This is a genomic window from Cylindrospermum sp. FACHB-282 (genome assembly GCF_014697195.1).
In the GTDB taxonomy this organism is placed as follows: Bacteria; Cyanobacteriota; Cyanobacteriia; order Cyanobacteriales; family Nostocaceae; genus Cylindrospermum.
The window spans coordinates 35088-56666 of sequence record NZ_JACJRJ010000006.1 but is presented as its reverse complement, the minus strand read 5'-3'; the positions used below and the strand labels follow the sequence as shown (position 1 = coordinate 56666).

The 21579-nt window shown below is 40.4% G+C and carries 17 protein-coding genes; 8 read left to right on the top strand and 9 right to left on the bottom strand.

Annotation, left to right across the window (positions count from 1 at the left end):
- Positions 1 to 17: 17 nt before the first annotated feature.
- Positions 18 to 2093 (top strand): S9 family peptidase, encoded by a 2076-nt coding sequence (locus tag H6G32_RS04765; RefSeq protein ID WP_190455538.1) that lies wholly within the window; start codon positions 18 to 20, stop codon positions 2091 to 2093.
- 305 nt (positions 2094 to 2398) lie between these two features.
- On the opposite strand, the gene H6G32_RS04760 is transcribed toward H6G32_RS04765, so the two are convergent.
- Together H6G32_RS04760 and H6G32_RS04755 are read right to left on the bottom strand one after the other, a co-directional pair.
- Positions 2399 to 3691, bottom strand: a complete 1293-nt coding sequence (locus H6G32_RS04760) for an ABC transporter substrate-binding protein (RefSeq protein ID WP_190455536.1) — start codon at positions 3689 to 3691, stop codon at positions 2399 to 2401.
- Between the two features lie 9 nt (positions 3692 to 3700).
- Positions 3701 to 4363, bottom strand: coding sequence for a glycosyltransferase family 2 protein (locus H6G32_RS04755; protein WP_190455815.1), 663 nt, complete (start codon positions 4361 to 4363; stop codon positions 3701 to 3703).
- A gap of 353 nt (positions 4364 to 4716) precedes the next feature.
- Here H6G32_RS04755 and H6G32_RS04750 point away from each other — a divergent pair, with 353 nt between their 5' ends.
- The gene (locus tag H6G32_RS04750; RefSeq protein WP_190455533.1) at positions 4717 to 6000 is read left to right on the top strand and encodes a glycosyltransferase; all 1284 of its coding nucleotides are present in this window, start codon (positions 4717 to 4719) and stop codon (positions 5998 to 6000) included.
- On the opposite strand, the gene H6G32_RS04745 is transcribed toward H6G32_RS04750, so the two are convergent.
- The gene (locus H6G32_RS04745) at positions 5987 to 6910 is read right to left on the bottom strand and encodes a S66 peptidase family protein (RefSeq protein WP_190455530.1); all 924 of its coding nucleotides are present in this window, start codon (positions 6908 to 6910) and stop codon (positions 5987 to 5989) included. The genes H6G32_RS04750 and H6G32_RS04745 overlap by 14 nt on opposite strands.
- 90 nt (positions 6911 to 7000) lie before the next feature.
- Here H6G32_RS04745 and H6G32_RS04740 point away from each other — a divergent pair, with 90 nt between their 5' ends.
- Complete coding sequence (locus H6G32_RS04740) at positions 7001 to 7744, top strand: class I SAM-dependent methyltransferase (RefSeq protein WP_190455527.1); 744 nt, start codon at positions 7001 to 7003, stop codon at positions 7742 to 7744.
- 7 nt (positions 7745 to 7751) lie between these two features.
- Here the strand turns inward: H6G32_RS04740 and H6G32_RS04735 are convergent, their stop codons facing one another.
- Both H6G32_RS04735 and H6G32_RS04730 read right to left on the bottom strand, forming a co-directional pair.
- Positions 7752 to 8945, bottom strand: coding sequence for a peptidoglycan-binding protein (locus H6G32_RS04735; RefSeq protein ID WP_242046496.1), 1194 nt, complete (start codon positions 8943 to 8945; stop codon positions 7752 to 7754).
- A 67-nt stretch (positions 8946 to 9012) separates the two neighbouring features.
- On the bottom strand, positions 9013 to 10086 hold the full coding sequence (locus H6G32_RS04730; RefSeq protein ID WP_190455524.1) for a DMT family transporter: 1074 nt from the start codon (positions 10084 to 10086) through the stop codon (positions 9013 to 9015).
- Positions 10087 to 10316: 230 nt separating this feature from the next.
- Between H6G32_RS04730 and H6G32_RS04725 the strand changes: the two genes are divergently transcribed.
- The 4 genes from H6G32_RS04725 (at position 10317) to H6G32_RS04710 (ending at position 15651) form a co-directional block, all read left to right on the top strand.
- Positions 10317 to 11549, top strand: a complete 1233-nt coding sequence (locus H6G32_RS04725) for a cytochrome P450 (RefSeq protein WP_190455521.1) — start codon at positions 10317 to 10319, stop codon at positions 11547 to 11549.
- Between the two features lie 426 nt (positions 11550 to 11975).
- Positions 11976 to 12632, top strand: a complete 657-nt coding sequence (locus tag H6G32_RS04720; RefSeq protein ID WP_190455517.1) for a vWA domain-containing protein — start codon at positions 11976 to 11978, stop codon at positions 12630 to 12632.
- A gap of 16 nt (positions 12633 to 12648) precedes the next feature.
- Positions 12649 to 13437 carry a PP2C family serine/threonine-protein phosphatase gene (locus H6G32_RS04715; RefSeq protein WP_190455515.1) on the top strand — a complete coding sequence of 263 codons (789 nt, stop codon included), beginning with the start codon at positions 12649 to 12651 and terminating at the stop codon, positions 13435 to 13437.
- A 6-nt stretch (positions 13438 to 13443) separates the two neighbouring features.
- Complete coding sequence (locus tag H6G32_RS04710) at positions 13444 to 15651, top strand: protein kinase domain-containing protein (RefSeq protein WP_190455513.1); 2208 nt, start codon at positions 13444 to 13446, stop codon at positions 15649 to 15651.
- A gap of 183 nt (positions 15652 to 15834) precedes the next feature.
- On the opposite strand, the gene H6G32_RS04705 is transcribed toward H6G32_RS04710, so the two are convergent.
- The 3 genes from H6G32_RS04705 to H6G32_RS04695 all read right to left on the bottom strand — a co-directional run bounded on the left by H6G32_RS04705 (position 15835) and on the right by H6G32_RS04695 (position 18484).
- Entirely contained in the window at positions 15835 to 16251 is a 417-nt protein-coding gene (locus H6G32_RS04705; RefSeq protein ID WP_190455511.1) for a type II toxin-antitoxin system VapC family toxin, read from the bottom strand.
- Complete coding sequence (locus tag H6G32_RS04700; RefSeq protein ID WP_190455510.1) at positions 16248 to 16637, bottom strand: hypothetical protein; 390 nt, start codon at positions 16635 to 16637, stop codon at positions 16248 to 16250. Before H6G32_RS04700 ends, H6G32_RS04705 begins: the two co-directional genes overlap by 4 nt.
- A gap of 194 nt (positions 16638 to 16831) precedes the next feature.
- Positions 16832 to 18484, bottom strand: a complete 1653-nt coding sequence (locus H6G32_RS04695) for a Ppx/GppA phosphatase family protein (RefSeq protein WP_190455508.1) — start codon at positions 18482 to 18484, stop codon at positions 16832 to 16834.
- Between the two features lie 359 nt (positions 18485 to 18843).
- On the opposite strand from H6G32_RS04695, the gene H6G32_RS04690 reads away from it, so the two are divergent.
- Positions 18844 to 19725: a 4-hydroxybenzoate solanesyltransferase gene (locus tag H6G32_RS04690; protein WP_190455506.1), complete on the top strand. Its 882-nt coding sequence runs from the start codon at positions 18844 to 18846 to the stop codon at positions 19723 to 19725.
- Between the two features lie 34 nt (positions 19726 to 19759).
- On the opposite strand, the gene H6G32_RS04685 is transcribed toward H6G32_RS04690, so the two are convergent.
- Positions 19760 to 21565 carry a sensor histidine kinase gene (locus tag H6G32_RS04685; protein ID WP_190455504.1) on the bottom strand — a complete coding sequence of 602 codons (1806 nt, stop codon included), beginning with the start codon at positions 21563 to 21565 and terminating at the stop codon, positions 19760 to 19762.
- Positions 21566 to 21579: the final 14 nt, after the last annotated feature.

Here is a 21579-nt window from a genome sequence, read left to right as displayed (position 1 = left end):
GGTGAAAAAATAAAATTATGAAACAAGATAACATTGTCCGAAATATTGTTAACGCACCCGTTGCCGACAAACAACCCCAGATTTTAGAGTTACATGGCGATCAGCGAGTAGACAACTACTTTTGGCTGCGCGATATTGACAACCCAGAAGCGATCGCCTATCTGGAAGCCGAAAACACCTATACAGCATCTATGATGCAGCATACAGAACAACTCCAAACAAAGCTCTATAAAGAAATGCTGGCACGGATTAAAGAAACCGACCTGTCAGTGCCATACCGCAAAGACGACTATTACTATTATACCCGAACAGAAGCAGGAAAAGATTATCCCATCTACTGCCGTAAATATGGAAGTTTAGATGCTGAAGAAGAAATTTTACTAGATGAAAATGTCCTAGCAAATGGGCATGATTTTTTTGAATTAGGAGTATTATCAATTAGCCCCAATCATCAAATCTTAGCTTATTCAGTTGATACCAACGGTTCAGAAGAATTCACGCTTTTTTTCCTAGATTTGACCACACATCAGTTATACGCCGAAAAAATTCCTGAGACTGATTGTTCTTTTGGTTGGGCTAACGATAACCAAACCACTTTTTACACCAAAGTAGATGATGCTAGCCGACCTTATCAACTATTTAGGCACACTTTAGGCACGCCAATTGACGAAGATGTACTACTTTATGAAGAACCAGATGATACCTACTCTTTATATGTAGACAAAACCTGTAGTCAAGCATATATATTAATAGCCTTGCAAAGCAACATCACTACAGAAATATACTATTTAGATGCTAATGCTCCCTATGGAGATTTGCAGTTAATTCACCCACGAACTACGGGGGTAGAATACGATGTTGAACACCATACTGATTACTTTTACATCGTTACTAATGACGCAGCAACCAACTTTAAACTAATGAAAACCCCCATAGCTGCGCCAACAAAAGAAAATTGGCAAACTGTAATTCCCCATAGAGATGATGTGATGCTATCAGGCATTAGTCTCTTTGCTAATTACTTAGTAATTTATGAAAGAAAAGAGGGGCTGGAAACGGCCAGGGTAAAAAACCTCACAACAAATGCAGAACATAGTCTTACCTTTCCTGAGCCTACTTATGCATTTTCTGAAGGTAATAACCCAGAATTTAATACTAATATTTTACGTTTTCATTACACATCATTCATCACACCGCCATCAGTTTTCGATTACAATATGGAAACCAATCAACGGGAATTGAAAAAAGAAACAGAAGTTTTAGGAGGATACGATAGAACTCAATATCAAAGTGAGTGGCTAATGGCTACTGCTAAAGATGGAACCAAAGTTCCCATATCGATTGTTTACAAACAAGGAATTAAAAAAGATGGCAAAAATCCCTTACTAATTACAGGATATGGTGCTTATGGTCAAGCCTATTTTGCATCTTTTTCATCAACTCAACTGACACTATTAGATCGGGGAATCGTGTTTGCTATTGCTCATATTCGCGGTGGCGAAGAAATGGGGCGCAAGTGGTATGAATCAGGCAAATTTTTGCATAAAAAGAACACTTTCACCGATTTTATCGCCTGTGCTGAATATTTGATTACCGAGGGTTGGACAGCAAGCGATCGCCTAGTAATTACCGGCGGTAGTGCAGGTGGTTTATTGATGGGAGCAGTCATCAATCTACGTCCCGACTTATTTAAAGCAGTAGTTGCCCAAGTGCCATTTGTAGATATAGTGACTACAATACTGGATACTTCCTTACCCCTCTCAGTCATGGAATGGGAAGAATGGGGAAATCCCAACGACAAACTTTATTACGACTACATCAAATCTTATTCACCCTACGATAACGTCGAAGCAAAAAATTACCCAGATATGCTGATTACTGCCGGCTTAAATGATTCTCGCGTCAAATATTGGGAACCAGCCAAGTGGACAGCCAAACTCCGAGAACTCAAAACAGATAACAATATTCTCCTGCTAAAAACCAACATGGATGCCGGACACGGTGGTGCATCTGGTCGTTATGAAAGTTTGCGAGAATTGGCTTTTGAATATGCCTTTATTTTAGATAGGTTAGGATCAGGATTAGAAGATTAGAGGATTAACAGGATTTATTTGAGAATAATTAATATTAATCCTCATCTGAATCCTCATCTGAATCCTCATCATCCTTTCATCCTTAAATCCTGATTGGGATTTATATAAGAATTATTAATATTAATCCTCATCATCCTTTCATCCTTAAATCCTGATTGGGATTTATATAAGAATTATTAGGATTAATCCTCATCATCCTTTCATCCTTAAATCCTGATTGGGATTTATTTGAGAATAATTAATATTAATCCTCATCATCCTTTCATCCTTAAATCCTGATGAGGATTAACAGGATTTTTATTGTCTTACCAAATCAGGTCTAAACGATCCTGAGCTTCTTTGAGAGCTTTTTCTGCGGAAGATTTACCCAATAATGTAGATTCAATCGCTCGACCAAGACTATCAGATAGACGACTATATCCAGCAATAATCGGTCTAGCACGTGCCACAGAAATTTGCTCTAGAAACACTTTTAAAACTGGTTTCTTACTGATGAATTGCTGAAAAGCGTCACTTTGAGCAGCTTTGATATTAACCGGCAAAAAGCCCGTACCGACACTCCATGTTTTTTGGAATTCTTCACTCAAAGCATACTCCAAAAATTTAAGTGCAGCTTGCTCTCTTGCTGGCTGAGTCTTCATCAGATATATAATTCCCGTACCTGTTACAGTAGCACGATCAACATTTGCAGGTATGGGGAAAACATCATAATCAACGTTAGACTTCAGAATGTAAGTCCAAGGGCCTGTGAGTTGCATAGCAACACGACCAGCAATAAAGTCGTCTTCTTCATAACCTCGTTCTGGAAGCGAAAGTTTTGCTGAACCATCTTTAATTAAGTCTTCCCAGAATTTTAAGGCAGCTAGAGCACCAGGATTAGTCAAATTTGGTCGGTTATTGGTGACAACCTCTCCCCCAGCGCTGAATAAAAAGGGGAACCAAGTAAAAACAGTCCATTCTTGCTTACCTAAAGGAAGCAACATTCCATACTGTTCCGGTCGCTTGTCGCCATTTTTGTCTATAGTCAATTTTTTGGCAACTTGCCTCAACTCTTCCCAAGTCTTCGGTAATTCCGTGATTCCCGCAGCTTTAAAAAGCTTAGGTCGGTAAAAAATCCCAATATTGCTGGTATACAGTGGAATTGACCAAATGTGACCGTTTAACTGCATATCCTCAAATAGACTGGGGACAATTTCCGACTTCAGCGGTAATTTTTCTAGCCAATCTTCTAAAGGTTTAATTGCCCCTAATTCTACAAACTGACCTGTAATTTGCGGGTCAAATAACAGAATATCTGGAGGTGCATTGCCAACGATGGCTGTTAATACCTTTGGTAATCCTTCTGCGTAGATAGATTCCACTTGAATATCAGGATGAGCCTGATTAAATTTATCTACCAGTTTTTGAAAAACATCTCGATTTGCTGGAGGATTAATTGCTTGCCAGAGTGTCAGATGAATTACCCCGTTGTCTTTCTGTGCTGAACCCTGACAACCAGATAAAAATATGAGACAGAAACTCAAGATAATTGCCAGAAGTGACGGCTGCCAAGCAGAATTAATAAATTTGATTGGGGATGTAAAAATGGTATTTTTCATACCAAAGAATTAGTTAGATGAGGAAACATTCTGAGAAAAATCCTTACTAACACTGGTTTCTGCTCTGGTATAAAGATAAGTTTGTGGTGCCGATATATTTTCGATGTTAAATATTTTTTCTGCCCGCTCCCACAAATCTGTATCTTCTCCATAAACCATGTGCTTAAATCCCTGCAACTCAAAAAATACGTGTCTTTTGCCAAAAAATGTTGGCCCGACAACGCAATCTTGAATATTAATTTTTTCGCCAGGCTTAAAATAATCTGCCACCCAAATTTCTTCTTCAGTGGCAAATCCCCCTTGAATCAAATCAACTTCTGGATGCGCTTTCATATATTCAAGTCTCGACTCCAGGTGATTTGGTTTATAGGCATCATCGCTGTCAAGAAAGGTGATGTATTTGCCAAATGATCCCTGGATTCCGGCATTTTTAGCATGACATTGTTTTTTATTTTTATGTTTAAAGTAGCGAATATTATTAAACTTCTCTACATAAGGATTGACAATTTCAAAAGTATTGTCTTGGCTACCGTCATCAACTATGACGAGTTCCCAATCTTTAAACGTTTGATTTATAACGCTATTAATTCCATTATTTAAGTATTTGCCTCGGTTATAAGTACATATAACAATTGATATTTCGGGAATTAAGTCAAAAATTACACTGCTCATCATGAATTGGTTTGAGTTGTTGTTAAAAATCGCCATGCCAATGCTAAGTTTCTCACCTTGATTAACAGACCAGAAACAGCATATATAAGCTGAGAATAATGCCCAAAACCCATAGATGTCAAGGTATAGCGCTAGTTAAGTTAGATAACAGCTTTTGCGTAGGATCACAAGTAAGGCTTGATTAATTTAGCACAAAAACTTATAGTAAAATTAGAGACTCTGGTTTGATTAGCCAGCTAGTTGCAAAGTTCAATGTACAAGAATTTATCCATTTAGATTCGGAGTGAGAAACAGAGAACAAACAACTCCTAGAGTCATCCCACCAAATATAATTACTCAGGCTTGTACATTTTATGACTCATTTTGGTACTATTTGCCCTACAGCAACCGGACACCTGAACACGATGACTACTTTAGGGCGCGAACTCAAGAAGCGTGGTCATCGTGTTACAGTTCTAGGTATGTGTGATGCAGAACCTAATGCCAAAGCTGCTGGTTTAGAATTCCGGGCTATTTCTGCGTCTGAGTTTCCTTTGGGCACAACAGCTAAATTTTATGAGCATCTGGGAAAACTTAATGGGCTGGCAGCATTACAATATACAACTAGTTTATCCGAGAAAACAACGGCTTTATTTTTGCAGGATGCGCCACAAGTAATTAAAGAAGCTGGTATAGAAGCACTGATAATTGATGAATGTATATTTGGGGGAAGTACTGTTGCAGAAATTTTAAATATCCCGTTTGTTACGGCTTGTTCTGCTTTAGTTAACGGTTTTGACGATGCTATTCCACCGTATTTCACAACTTGGAAATATAACCCTGCTTGGTGGGCGCGGTTGCGTAACCGTGCTGGTTATGGATTAACGCTGATTTTTTCCAAATCTATCCGGCAGGTAATTTCACAGTACCGCCGTCAGTGGAAGCTACCTCCCTGCACTAGCATCAATGATTTTTACTCTGTTTCAAAATTAGCACTTGTTAGCCAACAAACTGAAGAGTTTGAATATCCAAGACCAAATTTAGCTGGGTTACTTCACTTTACTGGCACTCACTTTGATGCTACTGCTAGAAAACCTGTTGATTTCCCCTTTGAAAAATTGAATGGGAAACCCCTAATTTATGCTTCGATGGGGACATTACAAAATCGGTTGAATCAAATTTTTTATTATATTGCCGAAGCTTGTGTGGGGTTGGATGCTCAATTAGTTATTGCTTTGGGGGGTGGGCTTGAAGCTAATTTGCTGCCAAACTTACCAGGAAACCCTTTGGTAGTCAAATATGCGCCGCAATTAGAATTGCTGCAAAAAGCTAGTCTGACTCTTTGCCATGCAGGAACAAATACGGTGTTGGAATCTTTAGCTTATGGTGTGCCTTTGGTGGGTATTCCTATTACTAATGACCAACCGGGGGTAGCAGCGCGTATTGCTTGGACTGGTGTGGGAAAATTTATTCCTACTTCACGTTTGAGTAGTAATAGGTTACGTCAGGCTATTCAAGAAGTGCTGACGGAACCATCTTACAAGCAAAATGCTCTCAGGTTGCAAACTGCTATTAGCCAAGCAGGAGGAGTCCAGCGTGCTGTGGATATTATTGAGCAGGTAGTATCGACAAATCAGCCGATGATTAATTTTGTTTGATGGACAATATTCCCAGATTCCCATCTAAAGTTACTTCCATACCCACGGGTAAGGCGGCATTGGGGCTATCATGACCAAAAGGCAGGTCAGAAACAATTGGAATACCCAAATCACCCAAGCGATCGCGCAATACTGATTCTACAGTCAAGCTGGGAACGTTTTTCGGGGATTCACACTGAGTAAAGCCCCCCAAAGCAATACCGCAGACTTTTGACAAAAGACCGCTTAAACGCCACTGGGTTAACATCCTGTCAATTCGATAGGGTGCTTCTGTGACATCTTCCCAAGCCAGAATTACACCTGCAAAATCTGGTTGTAATGCCGTAGCTAAAAGATGGGTAGCCACCGTGAGATTACCAGGTAGCAATATTCCAGTAGCCATACCACCACCCCAGCCACAACCTTTGAGAGGGGAGAGGGGACGACCTTCTACACAATCGAATAAGCGCTTAATTGACCAATCTGGCTCATCTGCAAGGGTGGTTAATACGGGGGCATGAACGCCAGAAATACCTGCTATATAAAGGCTCCACAGTAGGGCGGTGATGTCAGAAAAGCCAATTAGCCACTTTGCGGCTGTTGTGTTTTTTTGCCAATTCCAATCTTCGAGGATGCGGGTGCTACCAAAACCACCTCTAGCACAAAGGATACCGCGACAATCGGGATCTTGCCAGGCATCTGCTAGCTGGTGGCGACGATTTTCGTCTGTTCCCGCCAGATATCCCCATCTATCATCTATGTGAGGGGTAACTTCTACTTGATAGCCATGCGATCGCCAAATTTCCACCCCTCGCTCAAACTTATCTAGTTCTCGCAGAGCACCACTAGGGGCGATTACTCGTAGTAAGTCACCCGGTTTTAAGGGTGGTGGGACAATTTTTGCTTGAGGATTTTCAATTGGGAATTTCATTAATTCTTCAAACCAAGGATTTAGAAAAATAATAAATACAGATGATTAATTCAGTTTAAAATATTGAAGTTAATCACAGTGGCTCTACTTATGAATAAAATATCAATTCCGCCTTACTTAAACAGTTATTTTCCCGACTCATTTAACTTAAAACAGCATCTACAGGAATTTTTGCATGTAGATTCCGAAACACTAAATATCAAGTTAGAGGCTGGTCAGGGACAGATGGCTGAGTTAGGCCATAAAGATTTTGATTGGGAAGAAGCAACAGCTTTTTATCGTGAAAAGGTAGGAGAGGCTTACTTATTTGATTTGGGAGCATGGCATCTAGCAAGTCATGAATATATTGAAGATACGCTGTTGTTAATTACAGACCATGCCCAAGGTCGAGTGTTAGATTTTGGCGGTGGGATTGGAACTCATACGATTGCTACTGCCCTTTGCCCCCAAGTTGAGCAAGTAATCTACTGTGATATTAATCCTATTAGTCGTGACTTTGTTCATCATCGAGCCGAACAACTAGGGCTGAGTCAAAAAATCCTATTTTGTCAAGAAATTCCTCCACAAGAGACTTTTGAGACAATCATTTCTTTTGATGTTTTAGAACATTTGCCCGATCCCAGTCAGCAGCTGCTACAATTTCATCAAATTCTCCAACCTACGGGCAAGATAATTCTTAACTGGTGTTTCTTTAAAGGTGTTAATCAAGAGCATCCCTTTCACCTTGATGAGCCTCAAGCAGTAGATAATTTTTTCAAAACGATTCAGAGCAAATTCTTAGAAGTTTTTCACCCTTACAACATTACAGCCCGTTGTTACCGTAAATGGAGTTGAGTTGATCTTAATCTTGACGCGGTTCTTCCTCTAAATTTTCCGCCCGTTCCTCTTGTTTAGGCAACCCACGTATTCGATTTAGACTATTCAAAGCATATCGTGCTGTTGCCTGCACTTGAGGATCAGTATCTTCTGCCGCATGGCGTAATATCTGACTCATTTGCGCCATCATGTCATAAACGCGAGTTAGGTCACGGATAGCATTTTGCCGCACCTCTGGACTTTCATCTTGCATTGAGACTGCTAAGGCACGGTTCATTGGTTTCAGGGTGCGGATGCCAATTTCCGCCAAAGCTGCCAAAATTAAACCGTGTTGTTGGGAATCTGCATCAATCATCAGGTCTACCAATGGGGGAATTGCCCGCGAGTCTCCCTGCTGTCCTAAATCCCAAATGGCCTTACTCCGCTTCATTGGGTCAGGACTGTGTAAGTCTTTAATCAATTCATCAATAATATTCAGTTTAGCCAGACGGGAAGTTTTTTCTGGTGATAGTAATTTTGTCGCAGGTCGTGCTGTTGTTTGTTGAATAGTTTCAGATGCTGTATTATCTTCCGACTCTGGTAAAGGTGGTGTCACAGGGTCTTGATTAGCTGCACTCAATGTTTCTGGTTCTGAGGTTTCTGACTCTTGGATTTGTGGACTCCAACTAAACCTTCTGATGAGGTAGACAATTGCGCCAATAGTTCCCAGAAGTCCCAGTCCCAATAGTGACCACCAGATGAAACCTCGTCGAGTTGGTTGAGGTTTGGGGGTGGGTTTGGGGGTGGGTTTGGGGGTGGGTTTGGGGGTGGAGACAACTGAATTTTTGGCGGTGATTGCTGCTTGCAAGCTTTCCCTAGTCGTTTTTCCGGCAATACCGTCTGCTATCAAGCCTTTTGCTTCCTGAAATTTAGCTACAGCGATTTCGGTACTTTCGCTGTAGTCTCCATCTACCTTACCCTTGTAGTAACCTAACTCTTTTAATTGGGTTTGTAGTACCTGCACATCCGACCCTTGTGTACCGGAACTGAGTTCATCTGGTGAGGGGGGTACTGTAGAACTGGCTTGTGCAAGTTCTAAAATTTTAGGTGCTGGGTTAGGCGTAACTGTGCTGGCGTAATTTGGGTAAAAACCTAGGCAAGAAAAACAGGTGAATATCAAGATTGAGGAAGGCCATAGCCTCATATTCCAAGTTTCAGCCTGAACGTGCTTGTTAGTCATTAGTCATTAGTCATTTAGTCTTTCAGGACTGTTCTCCATCTCCTGCACTCCGCCCTCTGACTGTTATTTACGGTAAAAATTCTGGTTCCGATTCTCTCATGGTTACGGTGACAGGGTTAAGGTTTTTAGCGGCAGATGCTTCTAAAAGTGGTTGTGGCTGTGCAGTAGTTTTTTCACTAACAGTAACTATATTATTTTTCCCTGCTAAGGTATCGCGCTGATTGATGAGATAGATACTGATTAAAGTCAGAAAGACTCCTAGCAACTGCAATGGGCTAAGAACTTCTGAGAGGAAAATATAGCCAAATATCAGGGCAAAGACGGGTGTAAGGAAGGTGAGGGAACTAAGGCTGGTGAGATTACCACTCTTAGCAAAGTAGAAAAACAACCCATAGGCGATCGCACTACCAAATACTGTGGCATAACCTAAAGCTATCCACTCAGATGCTACAAGATTTTCCCACTGTTGGGACTCAACAACTGAAGAAATTCCCCATAAAGGCAACCCACCCAAAAACAAATGCCATCCTGTAGCGCTTACTGGGTCAGCATAGCGACACACATACCGAATCATCACCGTACCTATTGCCATTGACAATGCCGCCAGCAGCATCAACCACTCACCACTGGCAAACAAATCTTGCCAATTGCCAATTGTAATATCTGCGCCTGCACCTAGAAGATTAAATATCCACTCATCGGGCAAGCCGATTAAACTAATACCTGTGACTCCTAAACCTAACCCCAACCATCCCCATAAACCTATATGTTCTTGAAATAGCCACAAGGACAGCAAAGCCACAACTAAGGGTTGAGAGTCAATCATCACTGAACCTAAGCCAGCGCTGGTTCTGACCAATCCTTCTGCTAAAAAGCCTTGAAATAGCGTCCCATCCACTAGGGCAAATAAGCTAATCCACAGCCATGCAGCCCAACCTTGAGGCTGGGGTCTACCCATAACGACTGCGGCTATGAGAATTAATACCCCCGCAGGTAGCGATCGCACTCCCGCCATAAATAGGGGTGTGGTGTGGGGTATGACGCCTTTCATTGCCACCATTGCCGTACCCCAGAGGAAAAAAGGGGCAATTAACAACAGGGGAGGGAAGGAAGATGTAGATGCACTGAGTTTCAGTTGCATGGGTTTGCTGAAGCCTTTGGTTAACAAGCGCAAAAATTGCTTTACCCAATTTTACCTAATTATGTCTTTTTGTGAAGTAATTAATACTTATTAGTAGTAAATATTACAATAACCTAATTGCTACCTGCTTTAACTACAAGTACAGAATATAAGAATAAATTGAAGTTTCAACTCTCGTAGTCGCTGATGAAACTATCACCAACTTAGATATTGAAGAGGAACAATAGCATATGACAACCTTCCAAAAAGGTCAGACAAATTACGATTTATTCGCTCCAGAATTTTTGTTTAATCCCTATCCATTGTACAAACAGATTCGCTGTGAAGACCCTGTTTATTTTTATGAAAAAGGGGGTTTATGGCTTTTAACCAGATACCAAGATGTAGAAGCTGCATTTCAAGATCAGCGATTAAGTTCCAATCGTAGTCCTTTATTTGCTAGGCAATTACATGATTTAGATTTCAGCATAATTCAGAACTTCACTTTTCTGATGGCAAATATGATGCTGGAATCAGATCAACCTCAACATACAGCGTTACGGAAAATAGCACTTCCCGGATTTGCTGCGCGGGCTTTAGAAAGTTGGCGTTCAATCATTCAAGAAACAACAGATAGCTTACTTGATCAAGTAGAAGCGCAGCACACTATGGATATTGTCGCTGATCTATCTTTACAACTCCCGTCTCTGGTCATTACGAAAATCTTTGGTGTACCAGAAGAATACAGACAAGACTTTATTCAATGGGGAAAAGATATAGCTAATTTCTGGGGGGTGTCAGGTAGTGATAATATTGAGGCAATAGCTCGTAATGCTGACACAGCAGCAGCATCTTTTACCACCGCTATCAAAAACCTCATTGCGGAACGACAACAGCAGCCAGGAACTGATATGATTAGTTTGCTGATTGCGGCTTATTCAGATAATGAAATGAGTCTGGATGTACTGCCGTCTTTATGCATAGATATATTAGTTGGTGGTTATGTCGGCATTACTGACTTAATACCCAATGGTGTGAATGCACTTCTCAATCACCCGCAAGAATTACAACGACTTAAAGAAAATCCCGAACTAATTAATTCCGCAGTAGAAGAAATAATTCGTTTTGATACACCTGGGACACAATCATTACGAATCGCTAAAGAAAATTTGACTATTGGTGGTAAGGAAATTCCAGCAGGTAGTGTTGTGGCTCTAGTCATTGCAGCAGCTAATTATGATCCAGAAAAATTTGATAATCCAGAAGTTTTCAACATTACACGCTCACCAAATGAACATTTAGGTTTTGGTAAAGGTGCCCACTTTTGTATAGGAGCAGTTTTAGCTCGTATGGAGTTAACAATTTGCTTTTCTACATTGCTTAGAAGAATGCCAAATCTCACATTTGACCCTAATTCTGCCCCTATTCCGAGACGTAGTACCTTAGCATTTAAAGGTTTTGAATCATTGAGAGTGACATTTTAAGGGATTGTCTTTTTAATCAATTTATAGGTGCGTTACACTCCATTAACGCACCCTACAGGTAGGATGCATTCCCTAACGCCTCAAAAAAGCCTAAAAAGAGCGTAAATTTCTACGGTGCATAAGTCCTAGTTAGTCTACCTAGGTTGGGTAGAGGAACGAAACTCAACATCTAAAAAGAGGGTAAATTTCTACGGTGCATAAGTCCTAGCTAGTCTACGTAGGTTGGGTAGAGGAACGAAACCCAACATCTCCGCGACTTTGTTAGGTTGCACTTGGTTCTACCCAAGCTACAATTTTCTTAATTGAATTGTATTGGCTTAAAATCAGGTAATTATTAGCTTACTTTAAGTAAAAACACTATTACTAACGTAGTATGTTAAAAATAATATAAGTAATATATTTGTCAGATAAATCAGGAGTATTTGGATGCCTGTAGGACTGCCTGAATTTGTTGAAAATCCAGAAAATCGTTGCCCTGTAATTCTCTTAGTTGATACTTCTGGCTCCATGTCAGGTCAGCCTATACAGGAGTTAAATCGAGGTTTGGCAGCTTTTCAAGAAGATGTCATGAGAGATGCTCAAGCTTCCCTGAGTGTGGAAGTTGCTATTGTCACCTTTGGCCCCGTGCGACTGACCCAAGATTTTGTCACCATAGACCAATTTACAGCGCCTAAGCTAGAAGCAGATGGTGCCACACCAATGGGTGAAGCCATAGAGTACGCTTTGGATTTGTTGGAAAACCGGAAACAGACTTATAAAGATAACGGTATTCTCTATTATCGTCCTTGGGTATTTTTAATTACCGACGGGTCGCCAACAGATTATTGGGAAGGTGCAGCGCAAAGAGTGAGAGAAGCAGAAGCACAGCGCCGAATGTTGTTTTTTACTGTTGGTGTCCAGGGTGCAGATATTAACAAACTCAAACAAATTGCTCCCCCTGAACGTCCACCAGTGACCCTGAATGGCTTAGATTTTCGCTCTTTATTTGTTTGGCTTTCCACTTCCATGAAACGGGTTTCCAGTGGCAAAGTAGGGGAAGCAGTGGCATTACCACCTGTGGGATGGGGTCAAATTAATACTTAGATTTTGAGGATTTATTGTGGGTTGGAAAGCAATTGCCCGTTCGGCGACGGGAACGAGTCATCAAGAGCAAAAAATACCTTGTCAAGATTTTGGGCATTATCGCATTTTTAATGATGTGATTGTAGGCGCAGTTGCTGACGGTGCTGGTAGTGCTAAATATTCTGAAATTGGTTCTCAGTTGGCGGTAGAAACAGTACTCAAATACCTTTGTAAAATCAATGAATATCTTCAGAAGCGAAAAGGATTTTGGCAAAGATTTTCTCAACCACTTTCCGAAATAGAAGCAAAAAAGTTATTTACTAAAACTGTAAACAAAGTTATTGCAGAATTACACAAACAAGCAAATAAACAAGGCTATTCTTTTAATGAATTAGCTTGTACCCTTTTGGTTTTTGTAGCAACTCCTGACTGGGTTGCAGCCATGCAAATTGGGGATGGATTTATGGTGGTACGTTCCCAAGATTCAGAATATCAATTGTTGTTTGAACCAGACAAGGGAGAATTTTTCAACGAAACGACTTTTATCACTTCTGGTAAGGCGTTGGAAGAAATGCAGGTGCAGGTTATTTCAGGAAAGCAAGAGTTTATTTGTGCTTCTACTGATGGACTAGAAAAAGTTGCAATTCGCTTGAGTGACTGGAAACCCTTCCCGCCATTTTTTAAACCTTTTGACGAATACTTGCAAGAAACAGCTAATCCAGACGAAGAAGATAAATATATTATTGATTTCCTCAACTCTGAAAGGCTAAATTCTCGCACTGACGATGACAAAACTTTGCTTTTGTGCAACTTTGAGAAAGAGTAAAATTTGATGACAGTTATCACCTGTTCCAGTACGGGGAAATCAATTACTCTGTTGGGTAAACCAATAGATAGTGGTGAAGCCAAAGTTTGGCGAACTAATATAGATGGTTATTTAGCCAAAATTTACCATTCCCCAACTCCTGAACGTGTGCAAAAGTTAGCGGTGATGATAGCGCACCCGCCCACAGAGCCAAATTCCCACCTCAATCATATTTCTTTTGCTTGGCCTAAGTCAGCGCTGAAAAATGATCAGGGTGATTGTGTGGGCTTTTTGATGCCAGAAGTTAAGAATGCAAGACAACTTATTGATATTTATAATCCTCAGCGTTGTAAGAGGCTAAAGCTTGGTATTCATTGGCGTTTTTTGCATATAACGGCGTTGAATATTGCCTCATTTATTGCTGCACTTCACGATTCTGGCTATGTATTGGGTGACATCAAACCGCAAAATATTCTGGTTAATAATCGGGCTTTACCTTCAATTATTGATACAGATTCTTTTCAGGTTAAAAATCCTAAAAATGCTAAAGTTTATCGTTGTTTAGTTGGTTCAGAGGGATATACACCACCGGAACTGATTGGTAAAGATATTTCTAGCATTGAGCAAACGGAACTACATGATCGGTTTCGGTTAGCAGTAATTATCTATCAATTGTTATTTGGTGGTAATAGTCCTTTTCAGGGAAAGTGGACAGGTGCGGGGGAGACTCCAGAAATAAACGAACTGATCCGTCGAGGTTTATGGCTGTATGCACCAAATAGTTTTATTCAACCTGTAGAGAGAACAATTTCCCTTGATATTGTTCATCCAGAGGTGAAAAAATGTTTTCTCAAATGCTTTAATGACGGCCATCAAAATCCTAACTTACGCCCAACGGCTAAGGAGTGGATGCAGGCGTTAAAAATCGCTAGCAATGGACTAATTCTATGTGGAACGGTAAATAGTCACTACTTTAGCCGAACTTATGGTAAATGCTATTGGTGCGATCGCGCTACAAAACTTGGTGTTGATATATTTGGGGTTGATAAACAAAAGGAACAACCAGCTATCCATGCCACAACAGTAGAAGGAATCCTCACTATCACTGGACATTCCAACTCCGTTAATGCTATATTATACAGTCCAAATGGCAGTACTCTTGCTACTGCCGGCCGTGACAAAGTTATCAAACTATGGAATGCGTCTACAGGAGGGGTAATACACATTCTGACTGGCCATTCTGACTGGGTTAATTCCCTAGCATACAGTCCAGATGGCAAAGTTCTTGTCAGTGGTAGCCGTGATAAAACTATCAAGCTGTGGAATGTATCTACAGGTAAGGAAATACGCATTTTCGCGGCTCAGTCTAACTCGGTTTGTTCCCTCAGCTACAGTCCAGATGGTAATACTCTTGCTAGTGGTAGTGCTGACAAAACTATCAAACTATGGAATGTGTCCACAGGAAGGGTAATTTTTACACTCGAAGGACATTCCGACTCGGTTCTTTCCCTAGCCTATAGTCCAGATGGTAAAATTCTTGCCAGTGGCAGTTCTGATAACACTATCAAATTGTGGAATGTGTCCACCGGTAAGGTAATTCTCACATTGGTAGGACATTGCAACTGGGTTCGTTCTTTAGCTTATAGTCCAGATGGTAAAATTCTTGCCAGTGGCAGTTCTGATAGCACTATCAAATTGTGGAATGTGTCCACTGGTAGAGTCATCTTCACCCTTACAGGACATTCAGATTCTGTTCCTGCTTTAGCTTATAGTCCAGATGGCAAAATTCTTGCTAGTGGGAGTGCTGATAAAACTATCAAACTGTGGAATGTGTCTACAGGATGGGAAATAAGCACTTTGAGAGGGCATTTTAACTCTGTGCGTTCTTTAGCTTATAGTCCAGATGGTAAAACTGTTGCTAGTGGGAGTGCTGATAACAGTATTAAGATTTGGCCGATACTAGCACAAACAATTCACTCACCTGTATCTACTCCTGTATCTAAACCAATTCGCTCCCGTGCATCTACTCCTGTATCTAAACCAATTCGCTCCCGTGCATCTACTCCTGTATCGCAAGTAATTTTCAACCCTACTGTGCCAGCAGTAAATCAGCAAAAACATCAGGGATTATGGGGTGTTATTCTTTTATTTTGCTTACTAGGATTTTCATATTTTATTACTGTTACAAACAACGATTCTCAGACACCCAATGTTCATATTAAATCAGCACCATAAGGGAGTATATAGCAATTCTCGTTTCCCTGAGGTACAACTGTGCCATCTGGTTGATTTTCTATCAGCACCTTATCAGATGATTTACGTTTTCTATTTTTGTTACTTTTTATAGATAAAATCATGATATTTTTACCTTTCAACTTTTATATTAATTATAACCCTAAGCAAAAATGTTTGTAAAATTTAATTTTCCCGTAATAAAGCTACAAAACCTGCTTGAACAAAATGGATATCAGCCGTTACTGCATAAATTAACCCCTGTTCTTGCATAACAATAAATGAGATGCAGTCTGTCAAACCCCAACTTTTATCTTGACGACTGTGATAAAGTTCCAGCGCACGCATGAGAAGCGGTGTATCTACACTGATAACCTTAATATTATCTGTTTGATAACACTGATTAATAAACTGAACTGCTGCTGTCCGTTTAACTGCACTTAACGCATTACCAACTTCTATCAATACAGCTTCTGTCACCCATACTTCAGCCGCATTTTTCACTCTTGGTAATAATGCTTTGGCTTGATTGTGGTATTGATGATTCTTGTTTAGTAGAGCTTGAATAAATACGGTATCTAAAAATAGTTTTTCTTGATTCATTCTATAATCTCATCTGGATGTTTAGGCGTACTATACAAATAGTAATCATGTTGACTTGACCAATCACTTGGCGCTTCAATTGTTCCTGTTAATGTCTCTAGTAAATCCCAAGCGTTACCCTCATCCTTGATGATTCCTGCAAATTTAATCCGAGGATGTTCTGTTTTAGGTGGTTCGATTTCTAAAGTAACTATTTCTGGTTTTCGTGCTTGGAAAAGCTGAATGAGATTATTTAATGCTTCTTCTTTACTCGCACCTGAGCTTTTAACATCCGGTAAGCTGAGTAATGTTGCTTGAACTGTACCATCTTGTTGAGTTTCAATCAGCACGTCATAAGATAATTTAGGTACAGTTGTCGGAGGGGAAGTTTTTACAGATAAAATCATGATATTTTTAACTTCTCGATTTATTTCTGATGATAACATTATCAAATAACTAGGCACTAATTTTTATTGAGAATTTTTTCCTGTCTGGTTATTGTGGTTGTGGACGTCTGACAGAGGTATGATCTTATTCCTGATTATAAATCCTACTAAAATAAATGTTGTGTGGCGGTGCGTTAGGGAACGCACCCTACTTTTTAGGAAATATTGGTAATGGTAGAGTTTTCTAAACTAGCTACTAATTTCACCCCAAATTCTTCCTCGAATACTCCTTTTTTGTAATCTAAACTCCAGAGTTCTAAGGCGCAATCATCACCTAGCTGGGAGGGAAAAATTAGTAGTTTAAATTCCTGGCGATCAGGATGATAATTAGATTGAATTCGGGCTATGGCTCCAATTTGCCGCCGATCTAGAGCAACTGCTAATCTCAAGATGGCACTCAGTTGACTGACCATTTGCCGATGCTCTTTAGTTAAGAGATTGCGGTAATTTTCATGCTTTTTCTTGGGGGGCGATTTGCGATGATAACGGGCTAAATTGGCAATGATTTCAATTTCTGTTTCGGTGTAACCGAGTAATTCACCATTGCGAATTAGGTAGTAGGAATGCTTGTGGTGTGCTGAATGGCTGATGTAGTGACCACAATTATGTAATATGGCAGCTGCCCAGAGTAGTTGCCGATCGCCTTCGTGGCAGTTGTGGAAGGTGCCATAAGTCTGGTCAAATAAGCTCAGGGCGAATACTGCGACGCGATCGCCATATTCTAAGTTGGTCTGGTATTTCTTAGCAGTTTTCAGCACACTCCGCTGACGCACTGACCCTTGGTAACGCAGTCGGTCTTCAATTAAACCATGTGCCAACATCCAGTCTACAATCACCCCTTCCCGCAAGGAACGCTCACATACTGTTAGCGACTCAGCCCCCAAAAGGGTCATGGCTTCCTGTAAGATCACTGCACCAGCCAGTATTACTTCTGACCGCTTATCGGGCATTCCCGGAATTACGGCTCTTTCAACATTCGACAATCTCCGCAAGCGATTTACTAACTCCCGCAAGTCTTGGAGAGGGAATTGATAGCCATTGAGGGTGGAAGGGACATAACCCAGCTTTTCCCGTGCGTGGATTGTCGCTAAGGTTTCAATCGTGCCAGAAGTGCCTACCAACCGGGGAGATTCACCAAAATTGAGATTTGCCAACACCTCATCTACAGAACGTTCTAACATCCCCCGTGCATAAGCTTGCAGGTACTGAAACTCAATATTGCTAATGGGGTCAGTGGTGATTAACTCGCCGGTGAGTCGCACTGCACCAACTTTGGTACTGGTGAGACTGCGCGGTTCATGGCTATCTCCCAAAATTAATTCTGTGGAACCGCCGCCAATATCAATCATAATATGGGGCTGGTTGTGAAATTCCATCCCCGATAACACACCTAGGTAAATACGTCGTGCTTCTTCTTGTCCAGAAATTAAGTCAACGCTTAAACCTAACTCGGTTTCTATCCTGTGCAAAAAATCTTTACCGTTGGGGGCTTCCCGTACGGCGCTAGTTGCAACAGCCACGATGGTTTCTGCGTTGAACATTTTGGCAACTTCTTGGAAGCGTCCCAAAGCGGCGATCGCCTTTTTCATGATCTCCGGTTTTAGATTCCCAGTAGCAAGATCGCGATCGCCTAATCTCACAGTTTCCTTTTCTTTAGCGATCATGCTAAAAGATGGTAATGTCGGCTCAATTTGCACCACTACCATGTGTACAGAATTTGTGCCGATATCAATCGCTGCAATAATCCGGTGTTGCTTCACTGGCTGAGTTGGTATACTCGAGCAGTTAGCTGAAACTAAACTCAGCATCTAATTTTCTCTCTCTTCAAAAAGGATAGTTAGCAATTCAAAATTTAAAGTACATTCCCTGGAATCATCACGGGTATCTCGTCCCTCATCTGGATGCTTTCTTAAAAACGCGACAGCTTGAAAGCTGGTATTTCGGGGCAATTGGTACTAAATATTACTTGAAATAAATGTATTTCTCAGGTTGACTATTTGACGGTGCTGCCTGATGAATAAAATTCAACCTGCAACTGACAACCAAAGGAGCTATTTTGTATTCAAAGCAGCCATTTGAGGTTGTGTTTCAACAAATAGCAAATAACGATATTCTATAGATGTAAAGAAGTGTGTATTCATCTAGTTCCAGTTATTTCTTGAGTTCTATGCTAAAGACGCCAGAGAGCAACCAAAAACCCCTGTGGCTGGTGATTGTCCGCCTTTTGCGGTGGCATAAACCAGAAGGACGGTTAATTTTGATGATTCCTGCCCTGTGGGCTGTGTTTTTGGCGGCTGCTGGTAAACCACCTTTACCCCTGGTGGGGGTGATTGTGTTGGGTACTCTGGCCACAAGTGCTGCTGGGTGTGTTGTCAATGATTTGTGGGATCGGAATATTGATCCACAGGTAGAGAGAACACGCGATCGCCCCCTTGCATCCCGCGCTCTTTCGATTAAAGTTGGCATTGTAGTGGCGATCGTGTCAATGGCCTGTGCCGCAGTACTTGCCTTTTATCTTAACCCCCTCAGTTTCTGGTTATCTGTAGCAGCAGTACCCGTAATTCTGCTTTATCCAGGGGCAAAGCGGGTGTTTCCCATACCCCAACTGGTACTTTCCATCGCTTGGGGTTTTGCCGTGTTAATTAGCTGGAGTGCAGTCACACAAACCCTTTCCCTACCCACTTGGCTACTTTGGGGCGCAACTGTACTGTGGACATTGGGATTTGATACTGTTTATGCAATGAGCGATCGCGAAGATGATCGACGTATTGGTATCAATTCTAGCGCCCTCTTTTTTGGAAAATATGCTCCTGTGGCGATCGCCATTTTCTTTGCTGGCACAATTTTATTACTTACTTGGATCGGTGTCTTGCTTCAGCTTCACCAAGTCTTCTGGATTACCTTACTAATTGCATCTATAGCCTGGATTTGGCAATCTCTGCGCTTAAGACAGCCACAACTACCTAACCCCGTTTATGGTGAGATGTTCCGCCAAAATGTCTGGATTGGTTTTATTTTACTTGCGGGCATGATTGCTGGATGTTTGTGACATACTCCACTCTTGCCTCTTGCTTCTTACCTCATTAGTTAATTTTTGTTGTTGTAATTGGCAACAAGATTACAAACTCTGTCCCTTGATTAACTTCCGAAAATACCTCTATTTTACCCTTATGCTTTTCAATAATCTGGTAAGATATACTCAATCCTAAACCAGTACCTTTACCTACAGGTTTAGTTGTGAAGAAAGGGTCAAATAGCTTATTTAAAATCTCTGGTGGAATCCCATTCCCATTATCTTTAATTATTACTTTGATATGATTATCATCTACCATTGATGTATCTATCACAATTTGCTTACTGTCTTTAGTGCTGTCGTCTAGCAGTGCATCTAGCCCATTACTTAGTATATTCATAAATACCTGGTTGAGTTGCGCTGGATAACAATCAACTAAAGGTAAATGTCCATAATTTTTAATAATCTCCACCTTTTCCTGAAATCGGTGATTTAGAATTAATAGAGTGTTATCAATTCCTTCATGAATATCTACCTCTTTCTTATCACCTTCATCTAAACGAGAGAAGTTCCGCAATGACAACACGATTTGTTTGATGCGCTGAGTACCCATTTTCATAGATAACAGGATTTTTAACAAATCTTCACTGAGAAATTCCAAATCTATTGCTTCTATTTTTTCTGTAATTTCCAAGTTTGCATCGGGGTACTTTTGTTGATATAGCTTTATTAACTCAAGTAACTCTTCAATATAGTTATTAGCATATTCAATATTCCCATGAATAAAATTAACAGGGTTATTAATTTCATGAGCTATCCCTGCTACCATTTGTCCAAGGGAAGACATTTTTTCTGTTTGAATTAATTGCCCTTGAGTGTCTTTTAAATCTTGCAGTGCTTGTTGAAGTTCCTGAGTTCTTTCTTCTACCCGTTGTTCTAAAGTTTTGCGAGCTAACTCTAGTTGCTTAGTATATTGTCCTACCCATTCCACCAACCTATTCAGAGAGGTTGCTAAAACCCCTACTTCATCATTGCCTGTGATATTAGCTCTGAGATCAAAATTTGATTCTTGAGTAATTTTTCGGGCAACCTTAGTAACTGCTTCTAGAGGATGGGCGATGAGATGACTAGTATACACCGCTAGCACCGTTGCAATCACAGATGACAGCATGACACTGGCAATAATTATTTTTATTCGTAGTGATTGAGCGTTATTGAAATTCAAATTTGCTTGCTGTTTTTGAACCTCAGCACGTCCTATAATTACAACTAGCTCATCTGAAAGCTTCTCGAATTTTACATTTAGATTAACAGTTTCCTCCTCTTTGAGTAAAACTATTAGCTTCTGCTGGTGAGATTCTTTTGTTTTTGCTGACAAACTACCTGAGTCGATATAGCCCCAAAACTTTTTGACTATCTGAGTGTATAATACCGTATTATTATAGTAATTTTTTAATAAATTAGTGTAGTTTACACTATCTACTGCTAAATCATTAGGATGAGCTTTTACAAAATCTTCCAGATTAGATAAATGCTTATTAACCTGATTAACATTATTCAAAAAATTGTTTTTTTCAAATTGCAACCAAATAGAATCTTCTAATACAGTAACTAATCGTTGTGGATGCAGTCTTGTCGTTATTACTGCATTATCTAAATCTTTTAAAAGAAATTGTTGCTGATAAGATAGAAGCAATTGTTTTTGGGCAATATTTTCATAGTAATTACCTATTAGCAACCCACTAGCTGTGCCGAGAAAAGCAATACCAATTGTCAGAGTGTAGCCATAACTAATCTTTTTGGCTATGCTCCAGCTATGACTTAAATCACTGAGTCCAGTAAAAATACTTAATTTGTTTTTCAGAGTACCTATCATTCATTTAGTAACAA

Coding starts and splice junctions, on each gene's coding strand:
- H6G32_RS04750 (WP_190455533.1), top strand. CDS start 4,717: ATGACTCATTTTGGTACTATTTGCCCTACAGCAACCGGACACCTGAAC.
- H6G32_RS04725 (WP_190455521.1), top strand. CDS start 10,317: ATGACAACCTTCCAAAAAGGTCAGACAAATTACGATTTATTCGCTCCA.
- H6G32_RS04765 (WP_190455538.1), top strand. CDS start 18: ATGAAACAAGATAACATTGTCCGAAATATTGTTAACGCACCCGTTGCC.
- H6G32_RS04685 (WP_190455504.1), bottom strand. CDS start 21,565: ATGATAGGTACTCTGAAAAACAAATTAAGTATTTTTACTGGACTCAGT.
- H6G32_RS04735 (WP_242046496.1), bottom strand. CDS start 8,945: ATGACTAACAAGCACGTTCAGGCTGAAACTTGGAATATGAGGCTATGG.
- H6G32_RS04745 (WP_190455530.1), bottom strand. CDS start 6,910: ATGAAATTCCCAATTGAAAATCCTCAAGCAAAAATTGTCCCACCACCC.
- H6G32_RS04705 (WP_190455511.1), bottom strand. CDS start 16,251: ATGAATCAAGAAAAACTATTTTTAGATACCGTATTTATTCAAGCTCTA.
- H6G32_RS04700 (WP_190455510.1), bottom strand. CDS start 16,637: ATGATTTTATCTGTAAAAACTTCCCCTCCGACAACTGTACCTAAATTA.
- H6G32_RS04690 (WP_190455506.1), top strand. CDS start 18,844: ATGCTAAAGACGCCAGAGAGCAACCAAAAACCCCTGTGGCTGGTGATT.
- H6G32_RS04740 (WP_190455527.1), top strand. CDS start 7,001: ATGAATAAAATATCAATTCCGCCTTACTTAAACAGTTATTTTCCCGAC.
- H6G32_RS04755 (WP_190455815.1), bottom strand. CDS start 4,363: ATGAGCAGTGTAATTTTTGACTTAATTCCCGAAATATCAATTGTTATA.
- H6G32_RS04760 (WP_190455536.1), bottom strand. CDS start 3,691: ATGAAAAATACCATTTTTACATCCCCAATCAAATTTATTAATTCTGCT.
- H6G32_RS04720 (WP_190455517.1), top strand. CDS start 11,976: ATGCCTGTAGGACTGCCTGAATTTGTTGAAAATCCAGAAAATCGTTGC.
- H6G32_RS04730 (WP_190455524.1), bottom strand. CDS start 10,086: ATGCAACTGAAACTCAGTGCATCTACATCTTCCTTCCCTCCCCTGTTG.
- H6G32_RS04710 (WP_190455513.1), top strand. CDS start 13,444: ATGACAGTTATCACCTGTTCCAGTACGGGGAAATCAATTACTCTGTTG.
- H6G32_RS04695 (WP_190455508.1), bottom strand. CDS start 18,484: ATGCTGAGTTTAGTTTCAGCTAACTGCTCGAGTATACCAACTCAGCCA.